Origin of the sequence: Faecalicatena faecalis, from assembly GCF_012524165.2 — a bacterium.
GTDB classification, from domain to species: domain Bacteria; phylum Bacillota; class Clostridia; order Lachnospirales; family Lachnospiraceae; genus Faecalicatena_A; species Faecalicatena_A faecalis.
The window spans coordinates 58,214-74,981 of sequence record NZ_JABACJ020000015.1 but is presented as its reverse complement, the minus strand read 5'-3'; the positions used below and the strand labels follow the sequence as shown (position 1 = coordinate 74,981).

Sequence of the window (16,768 nt, the reverse complement as noted above, 5' to 3'; positions counted from 1 at the left end):
TTTATTTGATTTTTTCCAGAGCCTTCTCCAACCGTTCAACATCCGTTACATTTGTACTTTTTGTCAGATATTCAATCAGCTTCCGGCGATTGTCATCCGTATCTTCATAATGAATATCCCTAAGATTCATCGGCATTCCAAAATGCTCCATAAATGATTTCAGGTTCTCTATTTCCTGTGGATCATCCCCGTTATAATACATCTGCATAATCAGTCCGACGCCAACTATCTCGCCATGAAGAATATCCTTTGCCTCTTTTACAAATTCCCTCCGTATAAAGTCATACAATCCATGTGCCAGTGCAAGTTGTCCGCTTCCCGAAGAAAATCCGCTCACAATGGATGTGTGGATCAGATTTGTAACAATCATATTTTCCACGAGGCCCAAGTCCTTTTGATCATCTGCGAGCACATAACCTTCACCCATGATGAATTCCCAAATGACCTTCCCATTGATATAACAAATATACTTGTTCAGGTCACAGTCCTTATGATTTTTAATGGTCAGGTTATGAATTACTTCCGGCAGTTTCGCCAAAGAATCTACTAATCCGGCTCCCCATAATCTTTTTGGTGAATTTTTGATAATTTCTGAGTCTGCAAGGACAACATCTACTTCTCGGTTCATGCCGACTGAGCCATCGGACCTTCCTTCATCTGTATACATAATACAAACCGCTGAACTGGCAGCACATGTGGCAACGGATGTCGGTACCGTAATAATCGGACAGTTTGCATATGTGGCAGCACATTTTGCCAAGTCAATGCACTTTCCTCCTCCGATTCCGATGATTAGATCGCATTGCTCCTGTTTTACAATCTCGCTGTAATCCTCTGCCCATCGCTTGGAGCACTCACCGGTATGCCTATGTACGATTCCCAGGTCGTTCAGATCTACACACTCGGCAACCTTATCTACAGAACTCGGCCCACCGATAATCAGCGCCTTTTTCCCGAAATACTGCATCTCCCGCTTCAAATTTTGGATTGCTTTTGCTCCAACAACAAAACGACCTGCTCCTACCTTTAATTCCTGCATTTTCTTTCATCTCCTAATCGTATTGTAATTTTATTATTTTACAGCTCCTGCCATCATTCCACGTACCAAAGACTTTTGTGCACACAGATAAATTAAAATTGCCGGGATAATTGCCAGCAGTGTCCCTGTCATAACCATTTCCCATGGAGTTTGATTATCTATCAAACGGGCAATTCCAACCGTCAGAGGTGTTTTATTTGCATTTCTCGTCAGAATCAGAGGATATAGGTACTGTCCCCATCCAGTGAAGAAAGAGAGTGCAAACGTTGTTGCGATTCCAGGCGCAGACAATGGAATAATGATTTTGAATAAAATTCCCAGTCTGGAACAGCCGTCTATGGAAGCCGCCTCTTCCAATGCAATTGGAATCCCATCAAAGAAGCTTCTCAGCAGCAAAATAGGGAATGCCATTGATGTCGCAATAATTGCAATAATAACTCCAATATAGGTATCATACAGCCCCATTTTGTTCAATGTCATAAAGATTGGGATTGCAATAACGACCTGCGGTATTACCTGTGTGATGAAAATAATAAAGGAGTAAAACATTTTACCTTTGAACTTGTATCGCGATAAAGCGTATGCAGCAAATGTTGCCAGTATAACATTGATCAGGGATGTCCCCACTGCATAGATAATCGTTGCTTTAAAGTAGCCCAACAAATCGATTCTCTGCCAAATATCAATATAATTTTGGAAATGCAGATCTGCCGGCCAAAGGAAGTTTTTACCTAAATTTTCATATTTTGTGAGCGAGGCAACAAATGCTGTATAAATAGGTATGAGTGTAAATATACACCAGGCGATTACAAAAGCCATTCTTCCCGTAAGCATCCATCTGCGTTTTGCTTTTCTACTCATTATTCCTCGACCTGCCTTTCGTTCTTAAATTTTAGGAATCCTATAATTCCTACAATCAGCAGAACCAGCAGTGCAATTGCACAGGCAGTTCCCAAATCATAGTCCCGGAAAGCTTTATTGTATATCTCCAGTGCTACTAACTCTGTCTGTCCGGCCGGCCCGCCGTTGGTCATAATATAAACTGTATCGAAGATCTGAATGGTCCAGGCTGTTACGATCAATGTTGTAGTGGAAAGGACTGGCTTTAAATATGGCAAAGTAATGAACCGAAAGCGTTGTAGTGCCGATGCTCCATCCAAATCAGCGGCCTCTTCTATGTCAGAAGGAATTGTCTGAAGTGCTGCCATTAATGAAATAATCATAAAAGGCGTTCCCTGCCATATTCTGACCATGATTACTGTCCCTAAAGCCTTTCCATCGCCCAAAAAACTAATAGGCTCAGTAATCCAATTTAATTTCATAAGCAACTGATTAATAAATCCGAACTGTGAGTTCAAGACCCAGCTCCACATGGAAGCTGCAAAGGCCTGAGGCACAATCCATGGAATAATTACAATCGATCTGAAAATGCCGCGTAATGGCATCGGTTTATTCAATGCAACCGCAACAAGCGTACCGCAAACAACAATTCCTGCAACACCAAACACCACGTATACCGCCGTCACTCCAAGTGCTTTTAGAAATTCTGGAGTAGCAAGATAATGAAAATTCTCAAATGAATTCCACTCTAAAAAACCTTGGATGATATTTGACTTACCTACTGAAAACTTAAATACATTTACCAATGGAATCCCAAGTACCAAGATCAACAGGATAATCGTTGGTAATATAAACAGATATGGCTCTATCTTTGTACTTCTTTTCGTCTTCATCTGTTCCCTTCTTTCCCGAATATGGCAGGAACGTATTGAACTACGCCAATACGTTCCCAGCAGTGCGCCTTATTCGTTATAAATTTTCTCGTGTCCAGCAGTAATATTTTTAAGAGTCGTCTCCGCATCCTGTTTGCCCATCATAAGTAACTGCAGCTGTTCTCCCGTTACTGACCACAATGAATTTGTCTTTGGTGAAACACCTTCTGGTACACTTTCTTCAACTGATTTAATGATAACTGCTTCATTATTATCACTCTCATCATATGTTGCTGCCTCAGACTGTAAAATCGGAATGGAGCCATATGCACTGTGAGCCTTCTGGTTGTCTGTATCCATTAAGTAACGAAGGAATTTCCATGCCTCTTCTTTATGTTCGCAGTTGGTCGGAATGAAGAATCCACCCATATTAACTGCAGATGTCTGTACACCACTTGCTCCTGCCGGAAGCTGTGCAACTTTGAATTTTCCGCTATCAAGACCTTCCTGAATCTGGTTCTCAATATTGACAGCATCCAGTACCATTCCGACATTTCCATCTCTCAATAATGTTCTGACATCAAAACGTCCAAATTCTTCTACATTTCCCTGGGAGTACTGTGTCATATCCTTAATAAAGTTCAGAGTATTAATCGCTGCCTGCTTATTCTCTTCTTTATCATAGGTATACATTTCACCATCCCATGTTGGGCCATTGATCTCACTTGCAAACAGAGATTCGAAAACAAATGAAGTTTCTCCACCGGAAGCCTTTGCGTAGATTGCTGCGCCTGCTGCATCTGTCTTCTCATCGATTGCTTTCTCTGCTGCCAGGAATTCCTCCCATGTTGCCGGCGGGTTATCAGGATCTAAGCCTGCCTGCTCGAACAGCTCTGTATTATACCAAAGTAATAGTGTAGTTGCTCCACAAGGAATTACATACTGTTTTCCATCATATTGACCTGCTTCTAACAGTGCCGGATACATATCTTCCTTTAACTCATCATCCATGTAAGGTGTTAGATCTTCGATCAACCCTTTATCTGCCATGTCAAAAATAGTTGCCGGCAGATGATACATAACATCCGGAAGCGTCTGTGAAGAGGCCATTACCTGCAATGTTTTCTCTGCATCCGCCCATCCAAGATCCTGCATATCAATCGTAACATTTGGATTTTCCTTCTCATATTCTGCAATGATTGGCTCAAATATGCCTCTTAAAATCTCTGGTGTTCCAGTTCTCATAAAAGAAATTGTTACCTTTTCATCAGAGCCGCCGTCTTTTTTCTCTGATTTTGCTTCCTTATCTGATCCAGATCCGCATCCCGCAAGTAATCCCATTGTCATACTTGCTACTAATAAACAACTCGCAAGTTTTTTTACAGTTTTTATTTTCATACAGGCACCTTCCTATTATATTTTATGATTTACATCTCTTTTCTTTAGATAATTCCACACTGTTTTGCTACTTCTTTAGCTTCTGCCTTCTCTGCATCACTCAACGGAACCGTTGGAATACGTACATATCCGCCGCATGAACCAGCCAGATCTGCTAAATATTTCAGAAGAGCAATGACCTTATACTCGCCGCCCATTCCTGAATACTTTACTGCCAGATCCATGTAAGGAATCATCGTATTTCTGATTCGTTTTGCTTCTTCATAATCTCCCGTTGAACGTGCATTCCAGATTGCAACGCTTCGATCTGGCACAAGATTGCACATACTTGAGATAAATCCAGTAGTTCCTGCTAATGCTGCATATGGCTCAAGAAATTCTCCATGGCCGTTCACAACAGAAACCTGATCGCCAATCTCCTGTACTACTCTTGTCATCTTAAAGAATGCAGGTGTACATTCCTTCATACCAACGATATTCGGGAACTCTTTCAGTCTTTTCAGTACTGAAATCGGACAGTCAATGTTCATAACTTCAAAGTTATTATATAAAAGGATTCCTAAGTCTGTATTCTTTGCTAATTTCTCATAGAAAGCATAAATGCAATTTTCATCCTTCGCCGGATAATAATACGGTGAGAGTGCCATTACACCTGATGCTCCATGCTCCTGTGCATGCTGTGCGAGTTCGATGGATTCATTTACATTGGTGCTGTTGCAGCCCTGAATAATCGGAATTGCATCCCCAATCGTGTCATATACCATCTCCAGAATCATCTTTCTTTCATCTGTACACATAGCACCGCATTCTCCAGTACTGCCGCAGATTACGATAACAGAATTATCTCGGTTCAATCCACCATTCAGTAAAAACTTTAGATTTTTTTCGTATCCTGCTGCATCGAAATCTCCATTTTCTTTAAATGGTGTAATACTGATTGCTGTAATTCCTTTCAAATGTTCTCTTAATTCTTCTGGTTTCATCATTTCCTTTTTCCTCCTTTTGTTTCTCGTAGATGTGTTTTTCTTTTTCCTTCATCTTTTTTCTTTTTTGTGTCGTTTTATCTCGTCTTGTTTTCATAATATCATCCCTTTTAAAAATTACAATGCTTTTTAGGAAAAAATTTCTTTTTCGTAAAAAATAAATAAAAAATTTTTTCTTTTTTGTGCATTATTAATACTCGTGAAAGTATTTTCAGAAAATGTATCAAAAATAGATTACAGTTTAGTTTATTCGATATTTTTTTGACAATTCCACATTCATTTGAAGTCACAAAAAAAGAACCAGCCTTGACCAGTTCTTTTATGTTTTATTCATATTCTATTGGTATTCAATGCCCACCAGCATCAGCCCCTGCGGCGGTGCCGTCACTCCTGCTGCCTGCCGGTCTTTTGCATCCAGTATATCCTTTACCTGCTCAGGTGTATAAAAATTCCTTCCCACACGCAATAGTGTTCCAACAATAATCCGAACCATATTATACAAGAAACCATTTCCCCGGATACGGATCGTTATTTCATCTCCTACTTTTTGAACATCCAGGTCGTATATCGTCCGAACTGTATCTTCTACATTGGTCCGCACATTACAGAAGCTCGCAAAGTCATGCTCCCCGACGAGATATCCTGCTGCCCGGCGCATCTTTTCCAAATCCAGGTTGTAGGAAACAAAATATCTCGTCAGCCTCCGCGTAGGATCAGGTACTTTCGCATTCAGGATATGATACTCATAAGTCTTGGTACAATTGCAGTACCTTGGATGCCAGTCCAGAGGGACTTCCTCTGACTTCACGACCACAATATCATTTGGCATACGCTGATTCAATGCATAAGCCAGGCGTTCCGGTGGAATCCCTGTCTCTGAATCAAACACCGCTACATTCCCCAGGGCATGGACACCAGAATCTGTCCGGCTTGCTCCAATCACACGGATGTCTTCCCCTGTCAGTTTTGATAACTTTTTATTCAATACCTCTTCAATCGTAATCCCGTTCGGCTGAATCTGCCATCCACAGTAATTCGTGCCGTCATAGGCGACTGTCAGTTTTATTCTCTTCATACATTCCTCTTCTATTTCCTTTATTTATGAACAGACTCCATTGCCCCAAAGCTGCTGTTCAATCTCAAAAGATCCATATATGGAATGGGACATACCTTCCGACACAGAAAATCAGCACCATATATGCGACCGTCACAACATAAGCCGCGCGGTCCCTCCCGTGATATACAAGTGGTTTCATCTTTGTCCTTCCATCTCCGCCCCGGTAACAGCGGGCCTCCATCGCCATAGCCAGATCATTCGCACGGCGGAATGCAGAGACGAACAGCGGCACAAGAATCGGAATCATCGCTTTTGCTTTCTGAATGATATTCCCGCTTTCCAAATCCGCCCCTCTGGCAATCTGAGCCTTCATGATCTTATCTGTCTCCTCCAGCAAAATAGGAATGAACCGCAGAGCAATAGACATCATCATCGCCACCTCATGTACCGGAACCTTTATTTTATTCAAGGGATGAAGCAGCTTCTCGATCCCATCCGTCAATGAATTCGGTGTGGTCGTAAAGGTCATGATCGATGAGCCCATAATCAGGTACGTCAGTCGAATCGCCATATAAACTGCAATCCGAAGTCCTTTATCTGTGATTCTGAAAATCCAGATATGAATCAGCTCGCTTCCTTCTCTCGTCAAAAACAAGTTAAATAATACCGTAATCATAAGAAGCATAATGACCGGCTTTAGGCCCTTTACGATAAACTTCAAAGGTACCCTGCTCGCACAGATAACAGCCCCCAAGAATAAAGTTGCGATCACATAGCCCAGGATACTGTTCTGGAGAAAAAGAGAGATCAAAAAGAGAAGGGTGCAGACAATCTTCACCCTCGGATCTAATCTGTGAATGACACTTTTTGCCGGATAATACTGTCCGATTGTAATATCTCTAATCATGGAAACTCCTCATTATCTCTTCTGCTGCTTCTTCTACCGTCGTTGCATCTGTATGCACATCCATCCCATGGGCTTTTAATGCATGCATGATATAAGTCACCTGTGGTGCGGCCAAACCGACTTTCTCCAGTTCCCTGTAATGCGCAAATACCGCCTTGGGGACATCATCAAACATCTTCTCTCCATGGTTCATCACAATGATTCTGTCCACGTATCTGGCAATATCCTCCATACTGTGTGAGACCAGGATGACAGTCATATTCGTATTCTTGTGCAGATATTCGATTTGATCCAGAATCTCATCTCTGCCCCTTGGGTCCAGCCCTGCCGTCGGCTCATCCAGCACAAGGACCTTCGGCCGCATCGCCAGGACTCCCGCGATTGCTGCACGGCGTTTCTGCCCGCCGGATAGTTCGAACGGAGACTGCTTATAATACTTTTCCGGAAACCCTACCAGTTCCAGTGCTTCCTTTGCACGTTTCTCACACTCTTCCTGTGAAAGACCCTGGTTCTTCGGTCCGAAACAGACATCACTGATTACATCCACCTCAAAAAGCTGATGCTCGGGGTACTGGAACACCAGGCCGACCTGGCTTCTTAACTCCTTCATATTGTATCCTGTTTCGTATATATTTTTCCCATCATAATACAGTGCCCCGGATGTAGCTTTCATCAGTCCATTAAAATGCTGAATCAGCGTGGACTTCCCGGAACCAGTATGTCCAATGATTCCAACAAACTCGCCCTGCTTGATCTCCAGGCTGATATCTTTGAGTGCCTGCTTCTCATAGGCTGTCCCGGGGCTGTATATATAATTGATATGCTCTAACTTAATTGACATAATGCCTCCACCAATTCCTGAGTTCTTAGGATCCCTTTGGGAAGATCCAGACCTTTCTTCCTCAATTCTTCCGCCAGCATGGTGACCTGGGGCACATCCAACCTATATTTTTTTAATAGGTCTACCTGGCTGAATATCTCCTTCGGTGTCCCGTGCATCACAACATGTCCACTGTCCATCACATACACCTTATCTGCATCAATGACTTCTTCCATATAATGTGTAATCAAAATGACAGTGACCTGTTTTTTCTTCCGAAGCTCCTGAATGGTCCTGATGACCTCTTTTCTTCCATTTGGGTCCAGCATTGCGGTCGGCTCATCCAAAACGATACACTGTGGCTCCATCGCGATCACTCCGGCAATGGCAACACGCTGCTTCTGCCCGCCAGAAAGCTTGTTCGGTGAATTACTGCGATATTCAAGCATCCCCACTGCCTTTAGACTGTCCTCCACCCGTTTCCAGATCTCATCTGTCGGAACTCCAAGATTTTCCGGGCCAAATCCAACATCCTCCTCGACCACTGTACCGATGATCTGGTTATCTGGGTTCTGAAAGACCATCCCTGCGGACTGTCTGACATTCCATAATTCTGCTGGTTCCTTAGTATCTCTTCCATTGACCCACATAGTACCGCCAGTCGGAACAAGAATCGCATTCATATGCTTGGCAAGGGTCGACTTCCCGGAACCATTGTGTCCCAGAATTGCCACAAATTCCCCCGGGCTGACATGGATATCCACCCCGTCAATAGCACGGTTCATCCCAATCACATTGCCTTCTTCATCCCGCTTCTCATATTCAAAAATCAGTTCTTCTGACTGAATCATATCCATATTGGCTCTGCCTCCATAACTTCCTGTCTGCTGCCTCTTCATTATTGTATTGTACGTTATCAGTTGTTTTTTGACAAGATAAAATTCCTGGCAGCATGCTTAGCACATCATAATTCTATAACAAAAACGGATGAAAGGGGCCTGGCCAACTTGGTCGCTCCTCTCATCCGTCTCTTTTATATTTTTCTTCTCTACTATGTATCCCTGCCCACCGGACACAAGTTACAAAATACCTTCTGGGCAGCCCTTATGAATTCTCTTTTACGCTTGTCCCGCCTTTTACATGATTGACAATCAAGATTCCCACACTGACCAGAATCAGAGCGGTAAGATTTTTAAGTGAAAAAATCTCCTCTCCCAAGAATATCGCCGAGAGCGCAACCCCGAATACCGGGATTGTAAATCCATAAATAGCGACCTTCCCGACTGGATTATACTTTAGGAGTATCGTCCAGATACTGAATGCCACCGTAGATATCAACGCCATATAAATCAAAAGAAGGGTGGATTTTAAAGTGAATCCCTCCACATGTCCGTCTAATGCCAGACCGATCACGATCAAAAGTACACTTCCGAACAGAATCTGATAGGAAGTAATCGTCATTGGACTCTCCAGGTCAGAAATCATCTTTAATACGACTGTACTGATTCCATAGGCAGTCGTACAGATCAAGACCATCCCTTCTCCCTGAATCGAAAAGCCGGTCCCCCATGCACCGGGCGCCAGGTTGATCACGACCACACCTGCCAGTCCCAGGATACATCCAATCCCTTTCTGCCATGTCATTTTTTCATTCTTGAGCATAAAATGTGCCGCCACGATTGAGACAAATGCATTAGAAGCATTGATAATAGAGCCTTTCGTACCGGTCGTATTCGCCAGACCTACGTAAAAGAAGAAATATTGTACGGTGGTCTGTAAAAATCCCTGCCGCAGGATATAAGGAATGGAAGAACGTTTCATTGTAAGAAACCGCTTTTCCAAAATACAGCCAAATATAAAAGTAAGAACTCCGGCGAGGAAAAACCGGTAGCCAGCAAATAAGATCTGACTCCCGGTCCCTTCTATTCCAAACCACTCATATCCAACTTTAATACATGGAAATGCACTTCCCCATAACGCACAGCAGATTAAAGCAAGCAGGCAGACAACTGCCGGTTTCTGTAATCTCTTTTCCATCTGTGGTCTTCTCCTGTGCTTCTTTATGACTGTTCTGGTTCGCCGTACTCTTCGCCAAATGTATCCACAGTCACTTTTTTCATGACCTGTGCCTCTAACGGCTTGTCGCTGTAGTCTGTTGCTGTGTCAGCAATCTTGTTCACAACATCCATACCTTCTGTGATCTTACCAAATGCTGCATAAGATCCATCCAGATGCGGAGAATTCTTGTGCATGATAAAGAACTGTGATCCTGCTGAATCAGGATGCATTGCACGTGCCATAGAAAGCACTCCCGGCTCATGTTTTAAGTCATTCTTGAAACCATTCTGGCTGAACTCACCTTTGATCGTATATCCCGGGCCGCCCATGCCTGTCCCATCCGGGCATCCGCCCTGAATCATGAAGCCGCTGATTACACGGTGAAAAATCAGTCCGTCATAAAAGCCCTTATTCACAAGAGAAACAAAGTTCTTCACTGTGTTCGGTGCAATCTCAGGATATAACTCTGCTTTCATAATATCTCCATTTTCCATTTCAAATGTTACAATTGGATTTGCCATAGTAAACTCCTCTTTTCTTCTAAAATTCAATATGTCTATTGTAGCGGATAAAGCGGGATTCGTCAATCAACTGTGGTAACGAACTGCACTCCTTATTTTTTATTGATTTTTATCCCGAAGGTTAAAATTTATACTTATACACCCGGTATATGAACTTTTCCGCATCCATCTTATAGCTTGCAAGCAGATGATGATTCTTGTCATATTCACGGAACTCTCCTGCAAAGCCTGAATCCGTGATGATATTGTCATCCACCTCCTGCACGCTGCTTACATAACCTGAATAAGGTACCTTAAATGACTCTACAAGCTGGAAGGTCCTGTTGTTCTCATCCACCAGATACTTATAATAGTAGGAAGTGCTGCCTTCCTTTGCGGCAGTATTCGTCAATCCTACACTGGTCCAATCATAATCCGGCCTTGTCTCGCTGTAACCGATATTATTGTTGTACATGTACAGATAATACTGACCGTCCTTGAGGGTATCATCTTTTACATATGTAACCGAATGCTGCCCGCCCTGTATAGTGAAGTCTCCCTCCTTCGTAAGCAGCAGATTCTCATACCCGGTCCCGGCCCAGAACTTGTCCGCTCCGATCATGTATTCGATTTGCGGTGTCTGATACAAATGATTTACCTTGAGTATCGTGGAGGTTTCTCTTGAGCTTAAGATAATCTGCCCACCTCCCATCCACTGGATCGTATTGATATGCATCCAGTCCAGATCACCGTCCGCATTTACCACACAAGTCTCTTTATAGTTCCCGAGAAGATTCCCAAGATCCAGCACTTCTGTCACCTGAGCTGTCTTAACATCCAACTTCACCACCACATCTTCCACGCTGTCCTGCTTACTGTCTGTAGCCAGAATCAGAATATTGCCGTCATCATCAAATACATAGTCATGGTGCAGGCTGTAATCTCCCAGGTCATATACCCCTACGACTTGTCCCAAGCGGTCCACAGCCGCTATCTTCGATTCAGAAATGCTGTAATACATTGTATTGTCGTCAAACAAAATCCTGTGGCTCCGGTATCCAAGAAGAGGGACCTCCCCACGGAGAATCCCGTTATTATCATAATAGTACATAAAGTCCAAGTGGGAATCGTCATTGCCAAGCACCACATACAGACCATCAGAAAGCTGGTCCTTAGCTTCTTCTTTTATGTCCGTCTCCAGCTTCACCTCTTCGTCTCCTAATAGGCTTCCCATGTTATAGGCATAGGAACGTTTTGTGATTCTTCCGTTCTCTTCTGTGATTAAGAAAGTCACCTTATTCTCCATGTCTGGAATCAGTCCCAGTACCTGGAATTCATGCTCCGTCTGATATTCCTTTTCCTGTGTCACTTCCTGTGTAAAATCATCAATCTCCTTATCAGAAACACTCACTGTATAAGAAATCTTTGCAGGATTCTCTGTTTCAAAATAAACATAGGCCGACTGTGTATTCGTACCAAATGGATTATACTGGATCAACATGTGATCCATCGTATACTCATTGTCCCTCTTTTTCTCTTCGAGCTGCTTCGCGATCTCGGCCTGTCCTGCAGTGTCATAGACCTTTTCTATCTCTTCTAACTGCTTCTGCTCTTCTTCTGTAAGCGCCTCGGTCTGCTCTTCATCAGGTGTCCCCAATATCCTGCTGACAGTGGCTTCCATAGCTGAAATCGCTGTCGTCCTTCCAAAGACACTGACACCTATAAATGCCAATACAAGCAGGGCCGTCCTCTTCCACTTTTTCCTACTAGGTTCTTTTGGTCTTCTTACCATATTTTATTTCCTTTCACTGCAATGTAGTCTTTTCCAACCTCTGAACACTCACATTGTAAATGAAAATTGTGCCCATTCTATGAAAACTCTGGAATTAATTTCGAAAAAGACGAATCAATCCACCCTTTTCTTCGTACCCGGTATTCCAAAGATCTTTCAACGAAAATGTGGTCGCCTCCCCGTAAGTTGCAACAGTAATCAAAAAATCATCCTCTTTTTCCTCATATCCATAACACAAAAACCAATGCCACACGAAATCCTTATATTCCGGGTTAGTATGGCGCAGCATCAAATATGGCACCGGAAATCCAGCATCGATCTGCGCCTTGATCAGAGCTGATGCCTTTGTATCTGTATCTTCTCCTGAAAATCCTTCCATTTTAAGACTGTGATCTCCAACGTCTCTTAAATAATTGGAAAAACCGTCGATGAACATCTCCAGCTTTTTCACACCGCCTGCCCTCGGCCGGATATAAGGCTTCATTTTCATCGAAAACTGAATATAATCTTCCTTCTCAAGATGATGAGCATCATAAGGGTACAGATGTGTCTGCCCCTGATGCAGTGCAAAATAAATGCAGCAGTCACAAGCGGTCGCTGCAGCACATCCGCCGACATGCATCACAACATTGCGGAACCAATCCTGGTTTCCGCCAATCTCACCATCTATCGTAAAATAATCTAACATCTTTTTCATAACTGCCTCCTGATGTCCCACTAATTTTCACTTTTGAACTTTTTCTATTTGATTGGACCTGCCTTTTCTACCTTGTCTGCCTCTTCCTTTGAAGAGAGACGGGTGGAATAGAACACGACTCCTAATATGATCACACCGCCGGCCAGCTCCTTGATTCCGGGCTTTTCTCCCAAAAACAGAAACGCTGCAAGAATCCCATATACAGATTCCAGACCGGAGATGATTCCTGCCGTCTGTACCTTTACGTGTCTCAAACCTTCGATATACATAGTATGTGCAAACGCTGTAAAAACTACCCCCAGCAAAATCAGTACAAGAATATCCCGGATTGAAACAGCCGGGCGCAGTACAAATAGGGCCGGGAGAAGTACCACACTGGCTGTTGCCTGCTCGTAGAATGCAGTCACGCTACTCGTGTATTTTTCCATAAAAAGACGATTCAACAAGGACAGGACTGCATACGTCAGACTACAGATCATTCCCCATATCACGCCCTGTGTCATCGTATTGCCCAATTCGAACTCTGGCACAATACACAGTACGCCCAACAGCATGACGACTGCAGAGACCACACTGGAGACCTTCAACCTTTCATGAAACAGGATCGGCTCCAAAAATGTGACGAACAATGGAAACGTGGAGAAGGTCAATGTCCCGATTGCTACTGTGGAAGTCTGGATGGACTGCATAAATGTAGTCCAGTGGACCGCCAGAACAATTCCTGCTGTGATCATCAATACATAATCTTTCCCGCTTTTAAGCCGGATACTTCCTTTTTTAATTTTTAGCAAAACCAATAATGAAATAGAAGAAAAAATAACACGCCCAAGTACAATAATCACCGCCGGTAACTGTACCCATTTTGCAAACAGGCCAGCCAGCCCGAATAACAGTACTGCGAGATGTATTGACAGCAGACTCTTCTTCTGATTTTCCATGACTCTCTCCTTCTTGACTTTCACATTACATCATATGAATTACTGTATAGCAGGACCAGCCCCATGTTCCAGAACATTACTTGATCCTATGCTCTTTGCTTTCAGATTGCTGTATTAGTATATCACACTCCCTCTCATCTTCCAATTTAAAATAAATACTTATAAAACAAATACTTCTTGCAGACCCTTGCCTTTTTCATCTATAAGTGCTATATTCAAATCGTAAGTAGTAAGTGATAAGTAATAAGTAGTATGTAAAAAAGATGCGGTACAAGATATGAGCTGCCGTCTTAAGGAACACCAATTCCAATGGAATCAACTGTAATCTAATAAGGGAGGTATTATTATGTCAGAATTAACATTACAAGAACGTTTTGCCCTAGTGTCCCTCAACGCCCAGGACAGTCTTCATCTCACGGCCACAAAGAAAGCTGCTCTGCGCTGTATCTCTGCTGCCAGAATTTTAGAAGAATATATGGACAGCCTCTGGCCCTCCCAGGAAGTACTTGAGGAGAAGTTAAAGAATGCAGTCTCACTCTCTTCGCACGAGTTGAAGGAATTAGAGGCCAAGATCAAAAACTCACTGGAAGAAAAGCAGTTGATCCGTGAGATTCCGAACCTTCTCGCTTGCGATTTGGATTATGTCACCGCCGCTGTCAACATCTTCGAGTATCGAAGTGATGAGACAGAATATACTCGTCAGACCGAAGGAATGCGCGCGGAACTCATGGAGGAGGGCAACATTTCAGACGAAGTGATCTGCCTTTTATGGCTGCTGCGTGAAAGCAGTTGTTTCTACGATCTGTTTTCAAAATCGGAACAGGATTACCTTTCTTCCCGCATCAGTGAATTATACCTGCATTCACCGCTGGCTAAGCTTCTGCTCCCTATTGAGGTACACAAAGGCTTTGAAGCATTTTCTCACAAGTTCTTAAAGAAAAAGGAGGATGTCTTTACAACAAAGACAGGAACAGGCCTCCTATTCAGTTTCCCGTTTTTCGAGCGTTCGCAGTCTATCTTCATCGAGGCTGACGCTTGGTTTTCCGGGGATGATAAACGTCTGGAGGCGGTGATCCGCAGATTAGAGTCGCAGCAGCACGAAGTCCATGTGCTGCGTGCCGGAACCGTGCCTCTGTTGAAGATCGATAACTTCTATTACGAATGCATCCCTACACAGAGAGCCATGAAAGTACCAATTCAGGGTGTCCGCCTGCGGCGCTATGTCATGTAGAGATACACATATGTAAATATGCAAAAGGAGAATGAACATGTCAAGACAACGCAGTATGGAAAAAATTTTGACATCTGAATACGTCTCAATTGGAGAGCTCGTCCGCATCACCGGAGTGCGCTACAGTACCCTCAAATTCTACACCGAAGAAGGAATGCTTCCCTTTGAACAGGAAGAAGAAAAGCTGACCAGGCGCTTTCCAAGAGAAAAAGCAGTCAGCCGAATCGAAGAAATACGTCTCCTTAGGGAACAGGGACTTTCGGTTCCTACAATTAAAGAGAGGCTCATAGAATAGGCTTTTATTCCTATCTGGTTGAAATGTACACTTTTTTTCATTTTTTTTAGTCACTCGTGCCATTGTCCCTTTGCCACTTTTTTATTATACTAATCACAGAAAACAACGAAACAACATTTTTCAAGGAGGCTATTAAAATGGCAAGTTTATCATTAAAGGGAATTCAGAAAATATATCCGAACGGATTTCACGCAGTTAAAGACTTCAATCTTGACATCGATGACAAAGAATTTATCATCTTTGTAGGACCATCTGGATGTGGTAAGTCTACAACACTTCGTATGATCGCTGGTCTGGAAGACATTTCCGGTGGTACATTAGAGATCGATGGAAAGGTTATGAACGATGTAGAGCCTAAGGACCGTGATATCGCGATGGTATTCCAGAACTACGCTCTGTATCCACATATGACTGTATATGACAACATGGCTTTCGGTCTGAAGCTTCGCAAGACTCCGAAAGACGAGATTGACAAGAAGGTTCGTGAGGCTGCCAGAATCCTCGACCTTGAGAAATTATTAGACCGTAAGCCGAAGGCTTTATCAGGTGGACAGAGACAGCGTGTTGCTATGGGACGTGCTATCGTACGTAATCCTAAGGTATTCCTGATGGATGAGCCTCTTTCCAACTTGGATGCAAAGCTGAGAGTTCAGATGCGTATCGAGATCTCCAAGCTTCATGAGAACTTAGGCGCAACTATCATCTACGTAACACATGACCAGACAGAGGCTATGACACTGGGAACAAGAATCGTTGTTATGAAAGACGGCGTTGTTCAGCAGGTAGACACACCTCAGAACCTGTACAACACACCTTGCAATCTGTTCGTTGCTGGATTCATCGGTTCACCTCAGATGAACTTCATGGATGCTGTTGTTAAAGTAAATGGAGAGGATGTAACTCTTACAGTTGGAGAGCATGTATTGAAAGTTCCTGCATCCAAGAAGAAACCTCTGATCGATGGCGGTTATGACGGAAAGACTGTTGTTCTTGGTATCCGTCCTGAGGATGTACATGATTCAGAGACATTTATCGCGAACTCACCTGACAGCGTGATCAAATCTAAGATTAAAGTATACGAGCTGCTCGGTGCAGAAGTATTCTTGTACTTCGATGTTGAAGGAACTCAGATGACAGCCCGCGTTAATCCTCGTACAACACTCAGAACAGGCGATGATGCAGTATTTGCTCTTGACATGGAGAAGATTCACGTATTTGACAAAGAATCAGAGTTGACGATTGTGAACTAATGTTTTAGAATAAGAATATGGTATTAAGAGGGGCTGTGCTATTAAAGTGCGGCCTCTTTGATTCTATCTGACATACCATGAATCCACATAC

At 43.1% G+C, this 16,768-nt stretch carries 17 protein-coding genes; 3 read left to right on the top strand and 14 right to left on the bottom strand.

Features of this window, described 5'->3' with window-relative positions; all coding sequences use genetic code 11:
• Position 1: 1 nt before the first annotated feature.
• The 14 genes from HGO97_RS15115 to HGO97_RS15050 form a co-directional block, all read right to left on the bottom strand.
• A complete protein-coding gene (locus HGO97_RS15115) occupies positions 2-1,039 on the bottom strand; it encodes an iron-containing alcohol dehydrogenase (RefSeq protein ID WP_216243267.1) in 1,038 nt (345 codons plus the stop codon).
• A gap of 33 nt (positions 1,040-1,072) precedes the next feature.
• On the bottom strand, positions 1,073-1,900 hold the full coding sequence (locus HGO97_RS15110; protein WP_216243265.1) for a carbohydrate ABC transporter permease: 828 nt from the start codon (positions 1,898-1,900) through the stop codon (positions 1,073-1,075).
• Positions 1,900-2,772, bottom strand: a complete 873-nt coding sequence (locus tag HGO97_RS15105) for a carbohydrate ABC transporter permease (RefSeq protein ID WP_216243258.1) — start codon at positions 2,770-2,772, stop codon at positions 1,900-1,902. The genes HGO97_RS15110 and HGO97_RS15105 overlap by 1 nt, the downstream gene beginning before the upstream one ends.
• Before the next feature lie 69 nt (positions 2,773-2,841).
• Complete coding sequence (locus HGO97_RS15100) at positions 2,842-4,149, bottom strand: ABC transporter substrate-binding protein (protein WP_216243256.1); 1,308 nt, start codon at positions 4,147-4,149, stop codon at positions 2,842-2,844.
• A 44-nt stretch (positions 4,150-4,193) separates the two neighbouring features.
• Positions 4,194-5,135 carry a dihydrodipicolinate synthase family protein gene (locus tag HGO97_RS15095; RefSeq protein WP_168866649.1) on the bottom strand — a complete coding sequence of 314 codons (942 nt, stop codon included), beginning with the start codon at positions 5,133-5,135 and terminating at the stop codon, positions 4,194-4,196.
• Positions 5,136-5,469: 334 nt separating this feature from the next.
• Positions 5,470-6,207, bottom strand: a complete 738-nt coding sequence (gene truA, locus HGO97_RS15090) for a tRNA pseudouridine(38-40) synthase TruA (protein WP_168866648.1) — start codon at positions 6,205-6,207, stop codon at positions 5,470-5,472.
• Between the two features lie 64 nt (positions 6,208-6,271).
• Positions 6,272-7,096, bottom strand: a complete 825-nt coding sequence (locus HGO97_RS15085) for an energy-coupling factor transporter transmembrane component T family protein (RefSeq protein WP_216243254.1) — start codon at positions 7,094-7,096, stop codon at positions 6,272-6,274.
• Entirely contained in the window at positions 7,089-7,937 is an 849-nt protein-coding gene (locus HGO97_RS15080; RefSeq protein WP_216243252.1) for an energy-coupling factor transporter ATPase, read from the bottom strand. Before HGO97_RS15080 ends, HGO97_RS15085 begins: the two co-directional genes overlap by 8 nt.
• Positions 7,922-8,773, bottom strand: a complete 852-nt coding sequence (locus tag HGO97_RS15075) for an energy-coupling factor transporter ATPase (protein ID WP_216243418.1) — start codon at positions 8,771-8,773, stop codon at positions 7,922-7,924. The genes HGO97_RS15080 and HGO97_RS15075 overlap by 16 nt, the downstream gene beginning before the upstream one ends.
• 247 nt (positions 8,774-9,020) lie before the next feature.
• Positions 9,021-9,953, bottom strand: a complete 933-nt coding sequence (locus HGO97_RS15070) for a DMT family transporter (RefSeq protein WP_216243250.1) — start codon at positions 9,951-9,953, stop codon at positions 9,021-9,023.
• 23 nt (positions 9,954-9,976) lie between these two features.
• Entirely contained in the window at positions 9,977-10,495 is a 519-nt protein-coding gene (locus HGO97_RS15065; RefSeq protein ID WP_216243248.1) for a peptidylprolyl isomerase, read from the bottom strand.
• A gap of 121 nt (positions 10,496-10,616) precedes the next feature.
• Entirely contained in the window at positions 10,617-12,266 is a 1,650-nt protein-coding gene (locus tag HGO97_RS15060) for an aryl-sulfate sulfotransferase (RefSeq protein WP_246597470.1), read from the bottom strand.
• A gap of 94 nt (positions 12,267-12,360) precedes the next feature.
• The gene (locus HGO97_RS15055; RefSeq protein WP_216243246.1) at positions 12,361-12,963 is read right to left on the bottom strand and encodes a hypothetical protein; all 603 of its coding nucleotides are present in this window, start codon (positions 12,961-12,963) and stop codon (positions 12,361-12,363) included.
• A gap of 44 nt (positions 12,964-13,007) precedes the next feature.
• A complete protein-coding gene (locus HGO97_RS15050) occupies positions 13,008-13,901 on the bottom strand; it encodes a DMT family transporter (protein ID WP_216243244.1) in 894 nt (297 codons plus the stop codon).
• A gap of 346 nt (positions 13,902-14,247) precedes the next feature.
• Between HGO97_RS15050 and HGO97_RS15045 the strand changes: the two genes are divergently transcribed.
• The 3 genes from HGO97_RS15045 (at position 14,248) to HGO97_RS15035 (ending at position 16,677) form a co-directional block, all read left to right on the top strand.
• A complete protein-coding gene (locus tag HGO97_RS15045) occupies positions 14,248-15,132 on the top strand; it encodes a hypothetical protein (RefSeq protein ID WP_216243243.1) in 885 nt (294 codons plus the stop codon).
• 37 nt (positions 15,133-15,169) lie between these two features.
• On the top strand, positions 15,170-15,427 hold the full coding sequence (locus HGO97_RS15040; RefSeq protein ID WP_216243240.1) for a helix-turn-helix domain-containing protein: 258 nt from the start codon (positions 15,170-15,172) through the stop codon (positions 15,425-15,427).
• A gap of 137 nt (positions 15,428-15,564) precedes the next feature.
• Complete coding sequence (locus HGO97_RS15035) at positions 15,565-16,677, top strand: ABC transporter ATP-binding protein (protein WP_216243238.1); 1,113 nt, start codon at positions 15,565-15,567, stop codon at positions 16,675-16,677.
• Positions 16,678-16,768 lie beyond the last annotated feature (91 nt).